A 15,937-nucleotide genomic window follows, 5' to 3' on the forward strand; every position below is an offset into this window, starting at 1 on the left:
ATCGTGCGTGTCAGTGGGTCGTCCTAGGGTGGGGCCATGGTGAAGATCGGCGCGCACGTGGACCTGACCGACGCGATCGGTGCGGCGAAGACGCTCGGCGCGGACACGGTGCAGGTGTTCCTCAGCGACCCCCAGGCCTGGAAGGTCCCGGACCTCCCGTACGAGGGCGGCGCGGAGGCGCTCCGGGCCGACGCCGCCGCGGCCGGCATCGACCTCTACGTGCACGCGCCGTACGTCATCAACGTGGCGTCCACCAACAACCGCATCCGCATCCCGAGCCGCAAGCTGCTGCAGCAGATCATGGACGGCGCCGAAGCGATCGGCGCCCAGGGCGTGGTGGTGCACGGCGGGCACGTGACCGCCAAGGACGAGCCGGCCAAGGGCTTCGACAACTGGCGCAAGGCGATCGACGCCCTGGAGACCGACGTCCCGGTGCTCATCGAGAACACGGCGGGCGGCGACTACTCCATGTCGCGCCGCCTGGAGCGGATCGAAGGGCTGTGGGCGGCGGTCACCACGGCGAACGGCGGGGACAACGTCGGGTTCACCCTCGACACGTGCCACGCCTGGGCCAGTGGGTTCGACCTCGCGACGGCCGTCGACGACATCCGTGCGATCACGGGCCGCATCGACCTGGTGCACGCGAACGACTCGCGCGACGCCGCCGGGTCCGGCGCCGACCGGCACATCAACTTCGGCAAGGGCATGATCCCCGAGGAGCTGCTGGTGGGCGTGATCGCTGCGGCGGACGCCCCGGTCATCTGTGAGACCAAGGGCGACATGGCGCCGGACATCGCGTGGCTGCGGGAGCGGCTGGGCTGATGTTCTCAGCCGGATGACTGGCAGGATCTGACGCATGGCAACGACGCAGCGAGTAGTGGTCACCGGAGCGAGCGGGAAGCTCGGCCGGTTCGTGGTGGAGCACCTGGCGGACTCGGGCTACCACGTGGTCTCGACGGACCGGGTGGCGCCTCCGCAGGGCAGCCCGGGCAACTTCACGGTCGCCGACCTGACTGACCTCGGCCAGGTGATCGAGCTGCTGTCCGGCGTGGACGAGGGGCAGGCCGCCGACGCCGTCGTGCATCTGTCCGCGATCCCCGCACCCGGGCTGGCGACCAACGCCGCGACCTTCCGCAACAACGTGCCCAGCACGTACAACGTGCTGCGGGCCGCCCAGGTGGTCGGCATCCGGAACGTCGTGACGGCGTCCTCCGAGACGGTGCTGGGCCTGCCGTTCGACGTGCCGCCGCCATACATCCCGGTGGACGAGGAGTACGACGTGCTGCCGCAGTCGACCTACTCGCTCGGCAAGTCGCTCGAGGAGGAGATGGGCAAGCACTTCACGCGCTGGGACCCGGAGCTGAAGGTCGCCGCGCTGCGGTTCTCGAATGTGATGCGGCCGAGCGACTACTCCAGCTTCCCGTCCTGGCAGGACGACGCCGCCGCCCGACGCTGGAACCTCTGGGGCTACATCGACGGCCGCGACGGCGCGCAGGCGGTGCGCCGGGCCCTGGAGGCCGACTTCACGGGGTTCGAGGCGTTCGTGATCGCGAACGAGGACACCGTGATGCGGCGGGATTCCGCCGACCTGGTGGCCGAGGTGTTCCCCGACGTGCCGCTCAAGCGTCCGCTGCAGGGGCGCGAGACGCTCCTGAGCATCGACAAGGCCCGCCGCATCCTCGGCTACACCCCGCAACACCACTGGCAGGACAACCTCTGACGCCTTGTTGTGGGCGTGATCGTTGCGCCTAAAACGGGCGGGTAGTCGCAACGATCACGCCCACAACAAGAAAGGGGGCTAGTTCGGCGGGAGGGGGAGGGTGATCTGGTCGGGGGTTCGGATCTCCGACCAGGCGCGCGCCCGCGGCAGGCGGTGGATGGTGATGTCAGGAGGCCGGACGCCCGACGGCGTCGGGGGCGGCTCCGCGAGCACGTCCGCCCCGGGCAGCGGGCCGAGGCCCAGGCGGGTCAGCGCGGCGATGTCCTCCACCGGCACCTGGTAGGTCCGGAACGGGCCCAGCGGCGGGATGTCGTCCCTGGCCAGTGCCTGTGCCGTGATCTCCTGGAGACGGGCGTCGTCGAGCTGCGGGGTCTGGTCCAGCACGAACCCGGTCGCCTGCAGCAGGTCGCCCGGCCCGACCCAGGCGACGATCTTCCAGAACAGGCGCGGGATGCGGACGCCGCGGTAGAGCGGGTCGTCGATGGTGAAGACCGGGCCGGTCTGGACCGCGAGGCGGTGGTCGTGCGTGGCGGCGTAGGTGAGCACGTGGTCCTCGAGCCCGTTCCACAGCTCCTTGGACTGGTTGAACCTGTTCACCTGCGGCGCGGCGTTCGTATACGTGAACGTGTCGTGGTTGGCCCGGGCGGCCGTCTCGGCGTCGCCCCAGACGGGGTCGAGACGGCGCACCAGGTGACCGCGGTCGAGCGGGTTGCCCGAGTAGAGCTCGCTGCCCGACTGCTCGCCGGTCGGGACGCGGCCGTCCAGCCGCCACCGGCCGGTACGGCGCAGGGCCAGCAGTGTGGAGCCGTCGACCATGCAGGCGGTGGCCGCGGCCAGCCGCCGGCTCGGGTCCAGCAGGACCGAGAAGTGGGTGTAATCCAGAACACGTACCTCGACGGGCGAGACGGGGAGCGGGACGGTGAAACCGAGGAACTCTGCGTCGTAGCCGGTCACAGACAGACAGCCAACCAGAGTCGGACAGGTCATGGCCAGACCAACAATCGGACGCGATGAACGGGGAATGGCAATCTGGTCCTAGGCTCTAGCCCGTGAGTGAATCAACTCAGACCGTCCGCGGCAACGCCCGGCACGAGGTACCCGACCCGCTGCGCGAGGACGTGCGCCTGCTCGGCGGACTTCTCGGCAGGATTCTCCGCGAGGACGGCGGCCAGGATCTCCTGGACGACGTCGAACGTCTCCGCGAGCTGACCATCCGTGCCTACGGCGACCCGTCGCCGCACGCCCTGGACGAGGCCGCCGAGGTCGTGGCGTCCTTCTCCGTGGAGCGCGCCGAGCAGGTCGCCCGTGCCTTCACCTGCTACTTCCACCTCGCGAACCTCGCGGAGGAGTACCACCGAGTCCGCGTGCTGCGGTCGCGCGAGGCCGAGACGACCACCGGCCCGGCCGTCCTCGAGGACACGATCCCGGCGGCGTTTGCCCGGCTCACCGAGGAGGTGGGACGGGAAGAGGCCCTGCGTCGGCTCGGCGAGCTGGAGTTCCGGCCGGTCCTGACGGCGCACCCGACCGAGGCCCGCCGTCGGGCCATCAGCGGGACCATCCGCCGCATCTCGGACCTCGTCGCCGAGCGGGACGCGCGCCGCCTCGGCGGCGTGACGCTCGCCGAGAACGAGCGGCGCATCCTCGCCGAGATCGACACCATGTGGCGCACCGCGCCCGTGCGGACCAGCAAGCCCTCGGTGCTCGACGAGGTCAAGACGGTCATGGGCGTGTTCGACGCCGTCCTGGTGGACGTCTTCGGCGACGTGTACCGGCGCCTCGACGACTGGCTCCTGGCGGACGACGCCGGCCGTGCCACCCCCGTCGCGAAGCCGTTCGTGAAGCTCGGCACCTGGATCGGCGGCGACCGCGACGGCAACCCGAACGTCACCGCCGAGGTCACCCGCCAGGCCGCGACCCTCGCGGCGGACCACGCGCTGGCGGCACTGGAGCGCCTGGCCGTCGAGACCGGGCGCAAGCTGACGCTCGACGCCGAGGGCACCGCGCCGTCGTCGGACCTCAATGCCCTGTGGCAGCGGATCCGCCAGATGTCCGAGGACGTGGCCCGGCGGGCCCAGGAAGCCTCGCCCAACGAGCCGCACCGGGCGGTCATGCTCGCGCTCGCGGAGCGCCTCGCCGCCACCCGGACGCGCAACGCCGACCTCGCGTACGCGAATGCCGAGCAGTTCGAGGCGGACCTGCTCGTGGTGCAGGACTCGCTCGTGGCGACGGGCGCGGCCCGCGCCGCGTACGGCGACCTGCAGCGCCTGGTCTGGCAGGTGCAGACCTTCGGGTTCCACCTGGCGGAGCTCGAGGTGCGGCAGCATTCCCAGGTGCACGCAGCGGCGCTCGCCGAGATCCGTGAGCTGGGGGTCGACGGCGCGCTGAGCGACAAGACCCGCGAGGTGCTCGACACCTACCGGGCCCTCGGTGCGATCCAGCGCCGGTTCGGCGAGCGCGCCGCGCGCCGCTACATCGTCTCGTTCACGCAGGCGCCGGAGCACCTCGCCGCCGTCTACGAGCTGGCCTCGTACGCCTTCGCGGACGACCCGGAGGCCGGGCCCGTCATCGACGCGATCCCGCTGTTCGAGACGTTTGCTGACCTGCAGAACTCGGTGCCGATCCTGGACGCGATGCTGACCCTGCCCGCCGTGCAGAAGCGCCTGGCCGAGAACGGCCGGCGCGTCGAGGTGATGCTCGGCTACTCGGACTCGTCCAAGGACGTCGGCCCCGTGGCGGCGACGCTCGCCCTGCACGACGCCCAGTCGCGCATCGCCGAGTGGGCGCGGGACAACGACCTCAAGCTCACCCTGTTCCACGGCCGCGGCGGTGCGCTCGGCCGCGGCGGCGGTCCGGCCAACCGGGCGGTGCTCGCGCAGCCGCCGCACTCGGTGGACGGCCGGTTCAAGCTGACCGAGCAGGGTGAGGTCATCCTCGCCCGGTACGGCGACCCCGTCATCGCGTCCCGGCACATCGAGCAGGTCGCCGCGGCGACGCTGCTGGCGTCGGCGCCGTCTGTCGAGTCGGTCAACGAGAGCGCTGCCGCGAAGTTCGCCCCGCTCGCGAAGGCCCTGGACGCCACGTCCCGAGAGCGGTTCCACGAGCTCGTGAAGGCCGACGGGTTCCCGCAGTGGTTCGCGCAGGTCACGCCCCTGGAGGAGGTCGGCCTGCTGCCCATCGGGTCGCGCCCCGCGAAGCGCGGCCTCTCGGTCAACTCGCTCGACGACCTGCGTGCGATCCCCTGGGTCTTCTCGTGGTCCCAGGCTCGGATCAACCTGGCCGGCTGGTACGGCCTGGGTACGGCGCTGGCCGCGGTCGGCGACGTCGAGCTGCTGAAGTCGGCGCGCAAGGAGTGGCCGCTGTTCGCGACTCTGCTCGACAACGTCGAGATGTCGCTCGCCAAGACCGACGAGCGGATCGCCGCGCAGTACCTCGCGCTGGGTTCGCGCGACGACCTCGCGGCGATGGTGCTCGACGAGCTGCGCCTCACGCGCGAGTGGGTGCTGAGGATCAGCGGCAACGAGTGGCCGCTGGCCTCCAAGCGGGTGCTCGGCCGCGCCGTCCAGCTGCGGTCGCCGTACGTCGACGCCCTCTCGTTGCTGCAGGTCCGCGCGCTGCGCGGCCTGCGTACCGGGTCCGACGGCGGATCCGCGGTCGACGGCGACTACGCCGGCCGGCTGCAGCATCTGCTGCTGCTGACGGTCAACGGGGTCTCGGCGGGCCTGCAGAACACGGGGTGAGCTGAGGTGGGGTGCGGTCGGTTGCGCGGGCGTTGTCCGTGAGTTCGGTCGGTCGCGCGGGTGTCGGCCGTGAGTTCGGTCGGTTGCTTCGAGATCGGTCCAACGATTGACCGATCTCGAAGCATCGGACCGATCTCGACGAGGCAGCGATGCAACTGACCGAACTGGCGGCGTCTCGCGGACGTCAGGGCAGCGTCGGGCACGGAAGGATCCAGCGAACGATGGGAAGACGATGAGCGCAGTACTGGTCGGGACGTCCCACGGGACCGACGATCCTGCAGGTCAGGCCGCCGTTCGTGCACTGCTCGACGGCGTCCGCGCGGCGCGGCCCGAGCTCGACGTGCGCGAGGCGTTCGTGGACGTGCAGCAGCCCGAGGTCGATGAGGTGCTGACCAGGGCGGTGCGGGACGCACACACCGCCGCTGGCTACGGCGGCGGGTCCGGCCCGGTAGGGCCGACGGCGGTCGTCGTGCCGCTGCTGCTGTCGACCGGGTATCACGTGCGGCACGACATCGCGCAGGCCGTTGGCACGGTGAACGCGGCGGGCGAGGGCGTCGCGGTCGCCGCCGAGCCACTTGGGCCGCACCCGCTGCTCGTCGACATCCTCGCCGACCGGTACGCCGCCGCCGAGGCCGCGCACGGCCCTTTCCGGTCCGACGACGCCGTCGTGCTCGCCGCCGCCGGCTCCTCGGTGGCGGCCGCGGCGATCGCCGTCGAGGAGGTCACCAGCGCGCTGGCGCAGCGGCTGGGGCGGCCCGTGACGCCGTCGTACGGGGCGGGCGCCGAGCCGCGCGTCCCTGCCGCGGTGGCCGCGGCACGGGCTGCCGCCGGCACCGCTGTCTCAGGCGCGGCGCGCGTGATCGTCGTGTCCTACCTGCTCGCGCCCGGATACTTCCTGGACCGCGTGCTGGAGGCGGGCGCCGACGTCGTGACCGAACCGGTCGCCGGCCCGGCCGGAGCCGAGAAGGCGGACCCGCGCCTGGTCCAGGTGGTGCTGGACCGCTACGACGCGGCGATCAGCTCCTGATCCACCTGTCAGACGCACAGGTCACCGGAGTGACCCGTGGGTCTGACAGGTCCGGGAGCGCTCAGGCCCAGCCGAACGCGATGCGCACCCGCTCCACGCTGGACCTCAGGCCCCACTGCTCGGTCAGCGCCGCGAGCGCCTCGGGATCGGCGGGCGCCGTGGGCACCTTCGGATCGAACTCCGGCAGCGGCACGTCCCGCGCCACCTGCACCACGACGGGCGCGACCTGAAGGTAGGCGTCGGCCTCCAGGAGGCGACGACGCTGGGTCGAGGTCAGGCCAGGGTCTCCGGCGTCCCGGGCCGCGAGGATCCCTGCCAGGGTGCCGTACTGGGCGAGCAGCCTTGCGGCCGTCTTCTCGCCGACGCCGGGTACGCCCGGCAAGCCGTCGCTCGGGTCGCCGCGGAGGGTCGCCATGTCGGCGTAGGCCTGCCCCGAGGCCACGCCGTACTTCTCGGCCAGCCGCTTCTCGTTCACCACGTCGGGGTCGCGGATGCCGCGCGCGGGGTACAGCACCCGGACGCCGGCGGCGTCGTCGACCAGCTGGAACAGGTCGCGGTCGCCCGTGACGATGTCCACCGGCCCGGTCTGCTCCGTGACCGCGCGGGTGGTCAGGGTGCCGATGACGTCGTCCGCCTCGTAGCCGGGTACCCCCACGCGCGCGATGCCGAGCGCCGCGAGCAGGTCCACGATGATCGGCACCTGCGCGAGCAGCACCTCGGGCACCTCCTCGATGCCGGTGGTGCCGGGCACCTCCTGCGCGACCCGGTGCGCCTTGTAGCTGGGGATGGCCTCGACCCGGAAGGCGGGTCGCCAGTCGTCGTCCCAGCACGCGACCATGCGGTCGGAACCGTGCGTCGTGGTGAGCCACGCGATGGTGTCCAGCAGGCCGCGGACGGCGTTGACCGGCATGCCGTTGGGCGCCCGCAGCGAGTCGGGGACGCCGAAGAACGCGCGGAAGTACAGCGAGGCGGTATCGAGGAGCATGAGGCTCATGCAGGAAGCCTGCCACGACCCTCTGACACGCGTGTGCTCGAGGCGCCGGCGTCCGCCGTCGTGGCGCGTTGCAGGACTGATCCCGATGAAATACGCGCCGAAAGCCGGTTCCGGGCCGGTGTGCCCGTAGTGTCCGAACATGGCAAGCAAAGAACAACAGGTGACCGAGGTCATCGAGGGCCTCGGCCTTGGCATGACAGCGGCCGGCGAGACGAGCGTGACCTCCGCGAGGGCGGACCTCGAGCGCGCACTGCGCCACGCCTGGTCGAGCTGGGCGCACACGAGCGACTACCCGTTGATCGACCGGGTGCAGAAGCCGGAGAACGAGCTCCGGTCCGGGATCCAGGGCTCGAACCGGCGGACGAACGCGGCAGTCGTCTGGCGGGAGGTCGACGGCCGGTTCGTCGTCGACGTCACGCTGGTGAACAGGACGCCGGAGGAAGCGGCGCGCTTCGTCGGCGATCGGCCGCTCGAGGAGTGGACGCAGCTCGCAGAGCTCTTCCTCGGCGCGCTCGACCCCGGCGGGGTGCCTGTGTGAGGGACGGTGCCCACGGCACACGGATGACGGCGATCGCAGGCGACGCTTCGAGCCCGGTCAGCCGAACAGTCTGCCCACCGCCACGCCCAGTCCGGCTGCCGTGACGGTGATCATCAGCGTGCCCAGGGTGTTCGCCACCGCGAGGTGCATCCGGCCGGACTGGGCCAGACGCACGGACTCCACGGTGGCTGTGGAAAACGTGGTGAACCCGCCGCACAGTCCCACCGTGACGGCGAGCTGCAGCACCGTGGCGGTGTCGGCGGACACACCGAAGCGCATCAGCGCGAAGAACAGCGTCGAGAACACCCCGATGAGGAACGAGCCCACGACGTTCACGACGAACGTCCCCCACGGGAACCCGCCGCTGTGCCGGGAGCGGATCTCGCCGTCGACCACGAACCGGGCGGCGGCGCCGATGCCACCCCCTACGGCCACCACGAGCAGCTCGATCATCCCGTCACCTACGCTTCCGACGTTGATCGGCGCGCGCCGCGATCGCGATCCCGCCGAGACATGCAGCGGTGCCGCCCACGAGCGTGAGCACCACGTACAGCAGGGCGAGCCAGGCGGACACATCGACGAGCAGCCGCTGCGTCTCCAGGGCCAACGCCGAGTAGGTGGTGAACCCGCCGAGCACGCCCGTGCCGATGCCGAGTCGGATCTTGCGACGTCGCACGGTCTCGCGGCCGCGGCGGGAGAGGGCTTCCAGAAGGTATCCCAGGGCGAGCGCGCCGACCACGTTGACCACGAGCGTCCCGATCGGGAACCAGAGCACCGTCTCGGCCGTGCTCGGGAACAGGATGGTCAGCGGCGTCAGGAGCACGCCCGCCCAGATGCTCAGCAGGTACCGGGCAACTGAGCCGCCGGCCCCGCCGAGCGCGACCAGCCCGACGTACCGCCAGTCGCGGTGCGGTGCTCGTGTCACGCGGCGTGCTCCCTCGTGAGCGCTCGACAGGTCTTGGGAGAACCTATCGTTCACGGGGCCGACGTCGTCTCGGGGAGGACTACGACAGGGCGCGGCTGGTTATGGATGAGCCGGCCGGCGACGGTCCCGCCCACGAGGTTCGTCGCCCAGCCGCGCAGGCCGGGCCGTGCGGCGCCGACGACGATCATCGCGGCCCCCACCTCGTCGGCCACGCGACCCAGCTCGGCGGCCGGGTCACCGGCGCCCCGCAGGGCGCTCCATGGCAGGCCGACGTCGGCCATCGCCCGGTTCAGCCCGTCCAGGACGTCGGCACCGTACGCGTCGGAGGACACGGCAATGTCCGGGTCCACCGACACGGTGAATCCTCGTGAGTCCGAGACGGCTGTCTCGTCCACCCACACACATACGAGCTCGATCAGGCTTCCACCCAGCGACTGGACGAGCGACGCTGCCCGCCGAGCCAGGTCTGGGTGCTTGTGGTCGACGCCGACCACCACGGATCGCACAGTCACCCTCGTGAGGGTATTGCCAAATGCCTAGTCGAGGTGGCTCGGCAGGCCGAATCGGGGGAACCACTTCTCCGTGTCGAGGAAAGTGGTGATGCCGGTGATGTGCGTGCCGTCGTTCTCCAGCACCACGACACCCCAGGGGTAGTGGCCACCCTTCGGGTCCTGCTTGTACTGCGCGAACCCCGGCGTGCCGTTGACGTGGATGGGCACGCAGCGCGAACCCTCGCATGCGCTGCCAGGCCCGAGCAGCCACGCCTGGATGTTCTCGATGCCCTCCAGCCACATGGCGTAGGGCGGCATGTTCATGACCGCGTCCTCGCGGAGCAGGTTGGCCAGCGCCGTCATGTCGTAACGCTCGAACGCCTCGACGTACCGCTCCAGCAGCTTCGACTCGTCCGCCGACGTAGGCGCCGACGACCCCGAGGTGTCCGACCGGTCCGGTGCCTTGTCGGCGAGGGTGGCCCGTGCGCGCTGGAGCGCACTGTTCACCGAGGCCACCGAGGTGTCGAGCAGCGTGGCGACCTCCGTGGCCGGCCACCGCAGCACCTCCCGCAGGATCAGCACCGCGCGCTGCTTGGCCGGCAGGTGCTGCAGGGCCGCGACGAACGCGAGCCGCACCGACTCCCGCGCGACGGCCGTGTCGGCGGGATCGCTGGCTCCGGGCAGCACGTGCTCGGTCGGCACCGGCTCCACCCAGGCGTACTCGGGCAGCACCGTCGCGAGGCTCTCCTCGACCGGATCGACGGAGGCGCCGAGGCCCATGGGCCGCTCGCGCTTGGCCCGGCTGGAGCCAAGCTGGTCGAAGCACACGTTGGTGGCAATCCGGTACAGCCACGTGCGCAGCGAGGAGCGGCCCTCGAACCGCTCGTACGACCGCCACGCGCGAAGGAGTGTCTCCTGTACCGCGTCGTCGGCGTCGAACGCGCCGCCAAGCAGCCGGTAGCAGTATCCGGTGAGCTCCCGGCGGTAGACCTCAAGTTCGGCCGATAGCTCGTCCGGGGCGAGGTCTCCGCCGGTACTTTGCTTTGGGTGTGACGCTGTCTGTGCCATGCATCACACCGTACGCGGGACCACTGACACGCCGGCCGGGATTCGACCCTGGCCGAAGCAGCTTGCCGAAGTTCACCCTGGTGTGCGGGTCACGCCAAGTCGAGCTCGAACCAGACGGTCTTGCCGATCCGCCGGTTCGTGCGTACGCCCCCCGGGCGCTGCGCCGCCGGAGGCTCACCGTGCCGGTCCACGCCCCAACGGGACGCGAGCCGCTCGAGGAACTGCACGCCGCGCCCGCCGAACTCGGTGACCGTCGGGTCGCGCAGCTCGGGCTGCACGGTCGACGAGTCGCGCACACCGATCCGCAGCCGCTTCAGGTCGACCTCGACGGTCGCGGTGAACGGCGCCTGCCCGTGGTCGACGGCGTTGGTCAGCACCTCCGACGTCAGCAGCATCACCGTGCGGCGCAGCGGCATCGGCACGCCGCAGCTCTCCAGCACGTCGTCGACCCAGATACGGGCGGGGCCGACGTCGCACAGCGAGGGGGCGAGCTTGCGTTCCGCCGTGGCGGGACGCCCGAGCGACGGCGGGCCCGACGGCGCCGCGGCCCGCACCCGGACGGCGAGCACGGCGACGTCGTCCCGCTGGTCGTCCGATGCGAGGCGGCGCACCAGGGTGACCGGCAGCGCGGCGGTGGCCGTGTCGCCTAGCACGCCGAGCGTCTTCTGCAGGCGGTTCAGCCACTGGTCGGGCGTCGTGCCGCGCTGCTCGGCGAGGCCGTCCGTGTAGAGCAGGAGGGTGTCGCCGGGATAAAGGGTGGTGACGTGGTCGGTGCGTTTCGACGTCGGGCGAACGCCGAGCATCATGTCCGGCAGCACCGCCAGGCGCTCCACGTTCCCGTCTTGCCGGAGCACGAGGGGCGGCGGGTGACCGGCCGTGGACCAGGTGAGGTGGTAAGCCCCTGGAACCCGCTCCAGGCGGGCCACCACGGCGGTCCCGCTGGCGAGCAGCCCCAGGCCCGAGTTGGCCTTGTCCAGCAGGGACAGCAGGGCCGACGGCGACTCGTCGTGGCTCCATGCGAACGCACGCAGCAGGGACCGGAGCTGGCCCATCTTGGCCGCTGCGCGCATGTCGTGGCCGGTCACGTCGCCGATCATGAACATGGTCACGTCGTCGTCGACCGCCACGGCGTCGTACCAGTCGCCGCCGATCTGGTCGGAGCGCGTGGCCGGCGCGTACGTGGCCGCCATGTCGAGGTGAGGTACCTCGGGCAGGCGGCTGAGCATCGCGCGCTGCAGGGTCTTCGCGGACTCGCGGCGCTCCTCCAGGAGGCGTGCGCGTTCGAGAGCGTGTCCCGTGTAGTGCGCGAGGCCGGTCTGGAGCGCGTACGAGTCCTTGTCCGGTCCGCGGTCGTGGTCCCACGACAGCGCGATGACGGCGACCACGGCCCCGGCCGTCACGACGGGGAGGAATGCCCGGGCGCCGATCTCCGGGTCGCACAGGTCCTTGACCTCGGGGTATGCCGAGAACATCTCGTCGCCCGTCCGGAAGAACAAGGGCTGCCCGGTGCGCGCCGCCTCGGCCAGCGGCCGCTGCTCGTCCAGCTTGGCCTGCCGGAGCCGCTGGGGGAACTGCGGCTCCGCGTGAACGAGGGAGCGGTAGGTGATGCCCCGGCCGTCCGCGTCGGCCACGGCGAACGCGCAGTACCGCGCGCCGATGCCCGCCGTGCCGACCTCGATGATGACCTCTTCCACCTGGTCCATCGTGTTCGCGTTGGCGAACGCCTCGCTCAAGGACAGCAGGAACCGGCTGCGGCGGTTGGCCCGGACCGCGGTCTCCTGGATGCGCCGCGCTCGCTCGCGCTCGGCGCGCAGGCGTAGCTCGGCGGTGCACGCCGCGGCGAGGTCGGCGAGCGAGTCCCGGTCGTCCTGGGACCACTCGCGCGGCTCATCCACCACCGCGCAGAGCGCCCCGACGGCGCGCCCCCGCAGATCGAAGACCGGATAACCGGCGAGCGCGACCAGGCCCATCTCGCGCACCAGGTAGCTGTCGCGCAGCACGGGGTCCTCGCGGGCGTCAGATGTCACCACCGGCTCGCCGCGAGTAGTGATGACGTTGGTGAGCGTGCCGGGGTGCTGCAGCATCCGGTTCGACTGCATGGGCTCCGGCATCCCCGACGCGCCCGCGAGCACTTGCCCCTCGCGGACCACGAAGTACACGACGGCGGCGGGCACGCGCAGGTGGCGTCGAACCAGACGAGCGAACCGGTCGAATGCCTCGTCCGCAGTGGGTGAACCGAGACCGACGTGCTCGAGGTCTCGCAACGCCTGGAGGTCCGTCGGCATCTGCTCAGTATTGCCAGAGAAGGGCGCGTGCGCGACAGATGTACCGGATGTGTCCCTTTTGCGCCGGGCAGATAGTCTCCGGCGCTCGCGGTCACACCTCGAGCAGGCCGCGCTGGTGCGCGAGGCTCACCGCCTCGGCGCGTCCCGAGGCGCCGAGCTTGGCCAGCAGATTGGACACGTGCACGCTGACCGTCTTGGTCGAGATGAACAGCCGCTCACCGATCTGCCGGTTCGACAGGCCCTGCGCGACCAGACCGAGCACCTCCTCCTCGCGTTCGGTGAGCGTTGACGCCGTCGCGCGGCGTACTCCGGGCAGGTCGAGCCGGGCCCGCCGGGCCAGCGCACGGACGGCGTCGGCCAGGGGTCTCGCACCCATCCCCTCCGCCTCCGAGAGTGCCTCGGCCGCCTCGACCTCCGCCGCCTGCCGTTCGCCGGCGCCGAGCAGGGCCTCGGCCCAGCGGTAGCGCGAGCGGGCCACCTCGTAGCGGTAGCCGAAGTCGAACGCGTTCACCGTGTCCTGCCAGGTGGCGGCCGCCTCCCGCCACAGCGCGGCCGACGTCGGATCGCTGCTCTCGGCGCCTGTCGCTCCGTGTGCGTTCCCCACCACCGCGTGGAGACGGGCGTTCTCCGCGGCAGTTCGCTGCAGCCAGGCACGGCCCTCAGGCCCGAGCACGCCGCCGCGCGGGCGTCCTCGGTCAGCCGTCTCCCGAGCGATCGCGAGGAGCGAGTCGCCCCGGTCCAGCCGTTCGGCGGCTCGCGTCTCGACAGCCGTGGCCGCGGCCGAGCCCGGGGCACCGACGCGTCCGGCGGACCGGTCCGCCTCCGCGGCGTCGGCCAGCGCGGCGATCGCCAGCGCGGACAGCCAGATCCGGGCGAGGAACAGCTCGGACCACACCTCGCCGAGGTGGCTGGTGATCCGCTCGGCCAGCGCCGCCGCGTCGTCGTACCGGCCGGCCCAGGTGAGGGCGTCGACGAGGCAGCCGCCGCCGAGGAGCGCGATCATGCCGTCGCTCTTCCAGTGGTCGAACAGGGCCTCGCCGCGGGCGATCACGTCGTCGTCGCCGCGGGCGACCGCCGCGTACATCCGGCTCGCGTCCATCACCTGCTTGGACGTCGCGGGGACGCCGTCGGCCGAGCGCGGTGTCAGGTCGCCGCGGAAGTACAGCATGATCTCCTGCAGGATCCGCAGGTTGACGGTGTACGTGCTCCACGCCAGGCCCAGCTCCTCGGCCCGGGCGAGCGCCTGCCCCACGCGCTGCTCGGCGGGGGCGAGGTCGCCCGCGTAGAAGCGGTTGGCCGCGGCGTTGTAGAGCGCCCGCATCTCGGTGAGCACGTCACCGGCGTCGGCGGCGGCGGTGCGGGCCTCGTCGAGGAGCGCCGCGGCCCGGTCGGGGTCGGCGACGTCGAGCACGGCGAGCGTGGACAGGGCGTCGGCGAGGGCGCCCGACTGCCCGGTCTCCCGTGCCTCCTCGATGGCGCAGGCGGCGTGCCCGCGGGCGTCGTCGTCCAGGTCGATGATCATCGTGACCCGGGCCAGCAGCGCGTTCGTCCAGATCCGGTCCGGGCTGCGCTCCGGCAGCACGTCGAGCGCGGCGCGCAGGTCCGCCACGGCGGCCTCGAGCCGGCCTGGTATCTCGTCCCAGTCCGGCAGGTCGAGATACCGGTGCACGAGCACGTGCTGCAGGCCTGCCCGCCGCACGGGGTCGTCGACGCCGTCGACCGCGCGCCGTGTCAGCTTGACCGCGCGTTTCGGGTCACCCGCCCGCGCCGCCGCCTCGCCCGCCAGGAGCGCGACGGCGACCCGGTCACGGCCGGTCCGCTCCTCGGCGTCCGGCACCGACTCCCAGAGGGCCAGCACCTGCTCCCAGTGCCGCAGCTCCTCCTCCGGGGCGAGCAGCTCACGAGCCCGGAGCGCCGCGGCGCGGGAAGCGCTCAGCGCCGCGGGTAGATCGTGGCCCTCGAAGGCGTGGTGTGCACGTTCGGCGGCGCTGCCGATCGGCATGCCGTCGGGCCCGTCCTGCTCGATCACCGCGAGGTAGGCGCGGTGTACCGCGGACCGTTCACCCGGCAGGAGGTCGGCGTACAGTGCCTCGGCGAGCAGCGCGTGCCGGAACTCCAGGTGCGCGCCTGACACGACGAGGACCTGCGCGGTCACGGCCTCGCGCAGTGCGGCGTCGACGTCCAGCGCGCCCGACCGTGCGGCGGCGGCTCGGAGCAGCTCCTCACGGACCCGGCGTCCGGCGACCGACGCGATGCGCAGCACCTGCTGCACCTCGGGGTCCAGCCGTTCGAGCCGGGTACGCAGCACCTCGGTGAGCGTCCAGGGCAGGCTGGCCGAGTCCGGGCCCGCGTCCAGGAGCTCCTCCGCGAAGAATGCGTTGCCCTCCGACCGGTCCAGCACCTCGGCGAATCCCGCGGGCGCCAGCGGCCGGCCGGCCAGGGCAGTGGTGAACTCGCGCAGCTCGTCCTCGTTGAAGGGCTGCAGGTCTATCCGCTCGACGTGCTCCAGCCGGGACAGCTCGGCGAGCAGCGGGCGCAGCGGGTGGCGCCGGTCGACGTCGTCCGACCGGTAGGTCACCACGATCAGTACGTTCTCGGAGCGGGCGCGGGCCGCGAGGAACCGCAGCACGTCGCGCGTCGACGCGTCGGCCCAGTGCGCGTCCTCGATCACCAGCACGAGCGGATGCTCGGGTGCACCGGAGAGCGCGAGACTGCGCCCGATGCCTTCGAAGAGCTGTAGCCGCTCGTCGTGCTCGGCGTCGCCGGTCCCGCCGGGCTCCAGGAGCCGCCACAGCGCCGGCCGCTCCGCCACCAGCTCGGCGACCCGCGCGGCGGCGTCCGGCCCTGCCGCACCGGCCTGCAGCTGGGTCAGCGCCTCCGTGAACGGCAGGTACGGGATGCCCACCTGCCCCAGGTCCACACAGTGCACGACGACGACGCTCGCCCTCGCCTGTTCGGCGGCCTGGGCGACATGGCTGATCAAACGCGTCTTGCCCACGCCGGCGTCGCCGCCCACGAGGACGAAGCCGGGACGGCCCGCCGAGGCGCGCCCCACTGCCAGCAGGAGGGAGGCAACCTGCTCCTGCCGGGAGACCAAGGGGATCGCCGTGGACCGTCGCACCTGCACATCGTGCCACCGGTCACTGACACTC

The 15,937-nt window shown here is 71.9% G+C and carries 13 protein-coding genes; 5 read left to right on the top strand and 8 right to left on the bottom strand.

Going from position 1 to position 15,937, the window contains the following annotated elements; all coding sequences use genetic code 11:
• Positions 1 to 36: 36 nt before the first annotated feature.
• Positions 37 to 822, top strand: a complete 786-nt coding sequence (locus EW117_RS00170; RefSeq protein WP_129782709.1) for a deoxyribonuclease IV — start codon at positions 37 to 39, stop codon at positions 820 to 822.
• Between the two features lie 34 nt (positions 823 to 856).
• Positions 857 to 1,720, top strand: a complete 864-nt coding sequence (locus EW117_RS00175; protein WP_129782710.1) for an NAD-dependent epimerase/dehydratase family protein — start codon at positions 857 to 859, stop codon at positions 1,718 to 1,720.
• Between the two features lie 78 nt (positions 1,721 to 1,798).
• On the opposite strand, the gene EW117_RS00180 is transcribed toward EW117_RS00175, so the two are convergent.
• On the bottom strand, positions 1,799 to 2,674 hold the full coding sequence (locus EW117_RS00180) for a DNA/RNA non-specific endonuclease (protein WP_129782711.1): 876 nt from the start codon (positions 2,672 to 2,674) through the stop codon (positions 1,799 to 1,801).
• Positions 2,675 to 2,769: 95 nt separating this feature from the next.
• Between EW117_RS00180 and EW117_RS00185 the strand changes: the two genes are divergently transcribed.
• On the top strand, positions 2,770 to 5,457 hold the full coding sequence (locus EW117_RS00185) for a phosphoenolpyruvate carboxylase (protein ID WP_165362395.1): 2,688 nt from the start codon (positions 2,770 to 2,772) through the stop codon (positions 5,455 to 5,457).
• A 232-nt stretch (positions 5,458 to 5,689) separates the two neighbouring features.
• Positions 5,690 to 6,484 (top strand): sirohydrochlorin chelatase, encoded by a 795-nt coding sequence (locus tag EW117_RS00190; protein WP_129782712.1) that lies wholly within the window; start codon positions 5,690 to 5,692, stop codon positions 6,482 to 6,484.
• Between the two features lie 61 nt (positions 6,485 to 6,545).
• Here the strand turns inward: EW117_RS00190 and EW117_RS00195 are convergent, their stop codons facing one another.
• On the bottom strand, positions 6,546 to 7,478 hold the full coding sequence (locus tag EW117_RS00195) for a 5'-3' exonuclease (protein ID WP_165362396.1): 933 nt from the start codon (positions 7,476 to 7,478) through the stop codon (positions 6,546 to 6,548).
• 139 nt (positions 7,479 to 7,617) lie between these two features.
• Here EW117_RS00195 and EW117_RS00200 point away from each other — a divergent pair, with 139 nt between their 5' ends.
• A complete protein-coding gene (locus EW117_RS00200; RefSeq protein WP_129782713.1) occupies positions 7,618 to 8,016 on the top strand; it encodes a hypothetical protein in 399 nt (132 codons plus the stop codon).
• 57 nt (positions 8,017 to 8,073) lie between these two features.
• Here the strand turns inward: EW117_RS00200 and EW117_RS00205 are convergent, their stop codons facing one another.
• From EW117_RS00205 to EW117_RS00230, 6 genes are all read right to left on the bottom strand, one after another.
• Entirely contained in the window at positions 8,074 to 8,469 is a 396-nt protein-coding gene (locus EW117_RS00205) for a fluoride efflux transporter FluC (RefSeq protein ID WP_129782714.1), read from the bottom strand.
• Between the two features lie 4 nt (positions 8,470 to 8,473).
• The gene (locus EW117_RS00210; RefSeq protein WP_129782715.1) at positions 8,474 to 8,941 is read right to left on the bottom strand and encodes a fluoride efflux transporter FluC; all 468 of its coding nucleotides are present in this window, start codon (positions 8,939 to 8,941) and stop codon (positions 8,474 to 8,476) included.
• 50 nt (positions 8,942 to 8,991) lie between these two features.
• Positions 8,992 to 9,453 carry a universal stress protein gene (locus EW117_RS00215; protein WP_129782716.1) on the bottom strand — a complete coding sequence of 154 codons (462 nt, stop codon included), beginning with the start codon at positions 9,451 to 9,453 and terminating at the stop codon, positions 8,992 to 8,994.
• Between the two features lie 24 nt (positions 9,454 to 9,477).
• Positions 9,478 to 10,500, bottom strand: coding sequence for a sigma-70 family RNA polymerase sigma factor (locus tag EW117_RS00220; RefSeq protein ID WP_129782717.1), 1,023 nt, complete (start codon positions 10,498 to 10,500; stop codon positions 9,478 to 9,480).
• A gap of 89 nt (positions 10,501 to 10,589) precedes the next feature.
• Positions 10,590 to 12,785 (bottom strand): SpoIIE family protein phosphatase, encoded by a 2,196-nt coding sequence (locus tag EW117_RS00225; RefSeq protein WP_129782718.1) that lies wholly within the window; start codon positions 12,783 to 12,785, stop codon positions 10,590 to 10,592.
• A gap of 91 nt (positions 12,786 to 12,876) precedes the next feature.
• Positions 12,877 to 15,906: a helix-turn-helix transcriptional regulator gene (locus EW117_RS00230; protein ID WP_242503985.1), complete on the bottom strand. Its 3,030-nt coding sequence runs from the start codon at positions 15,904 to 15,906 to the stop codon at positions 12,877 to 12,879.
• Between the last annotated feature and the right edge of the window lie 31 nt (positions 15,907 to 15,937).

It is taken from the genome of Promicromonospora panici (assembly GCF_900608595.1).
Taxonomy (GTDB): domain Bacteria; phylum Actinomycetota; class Actinomycetes; order Actinomycetales; family Cellulomonadaceae; genus Promicromonospora; species Promicromonospora panici.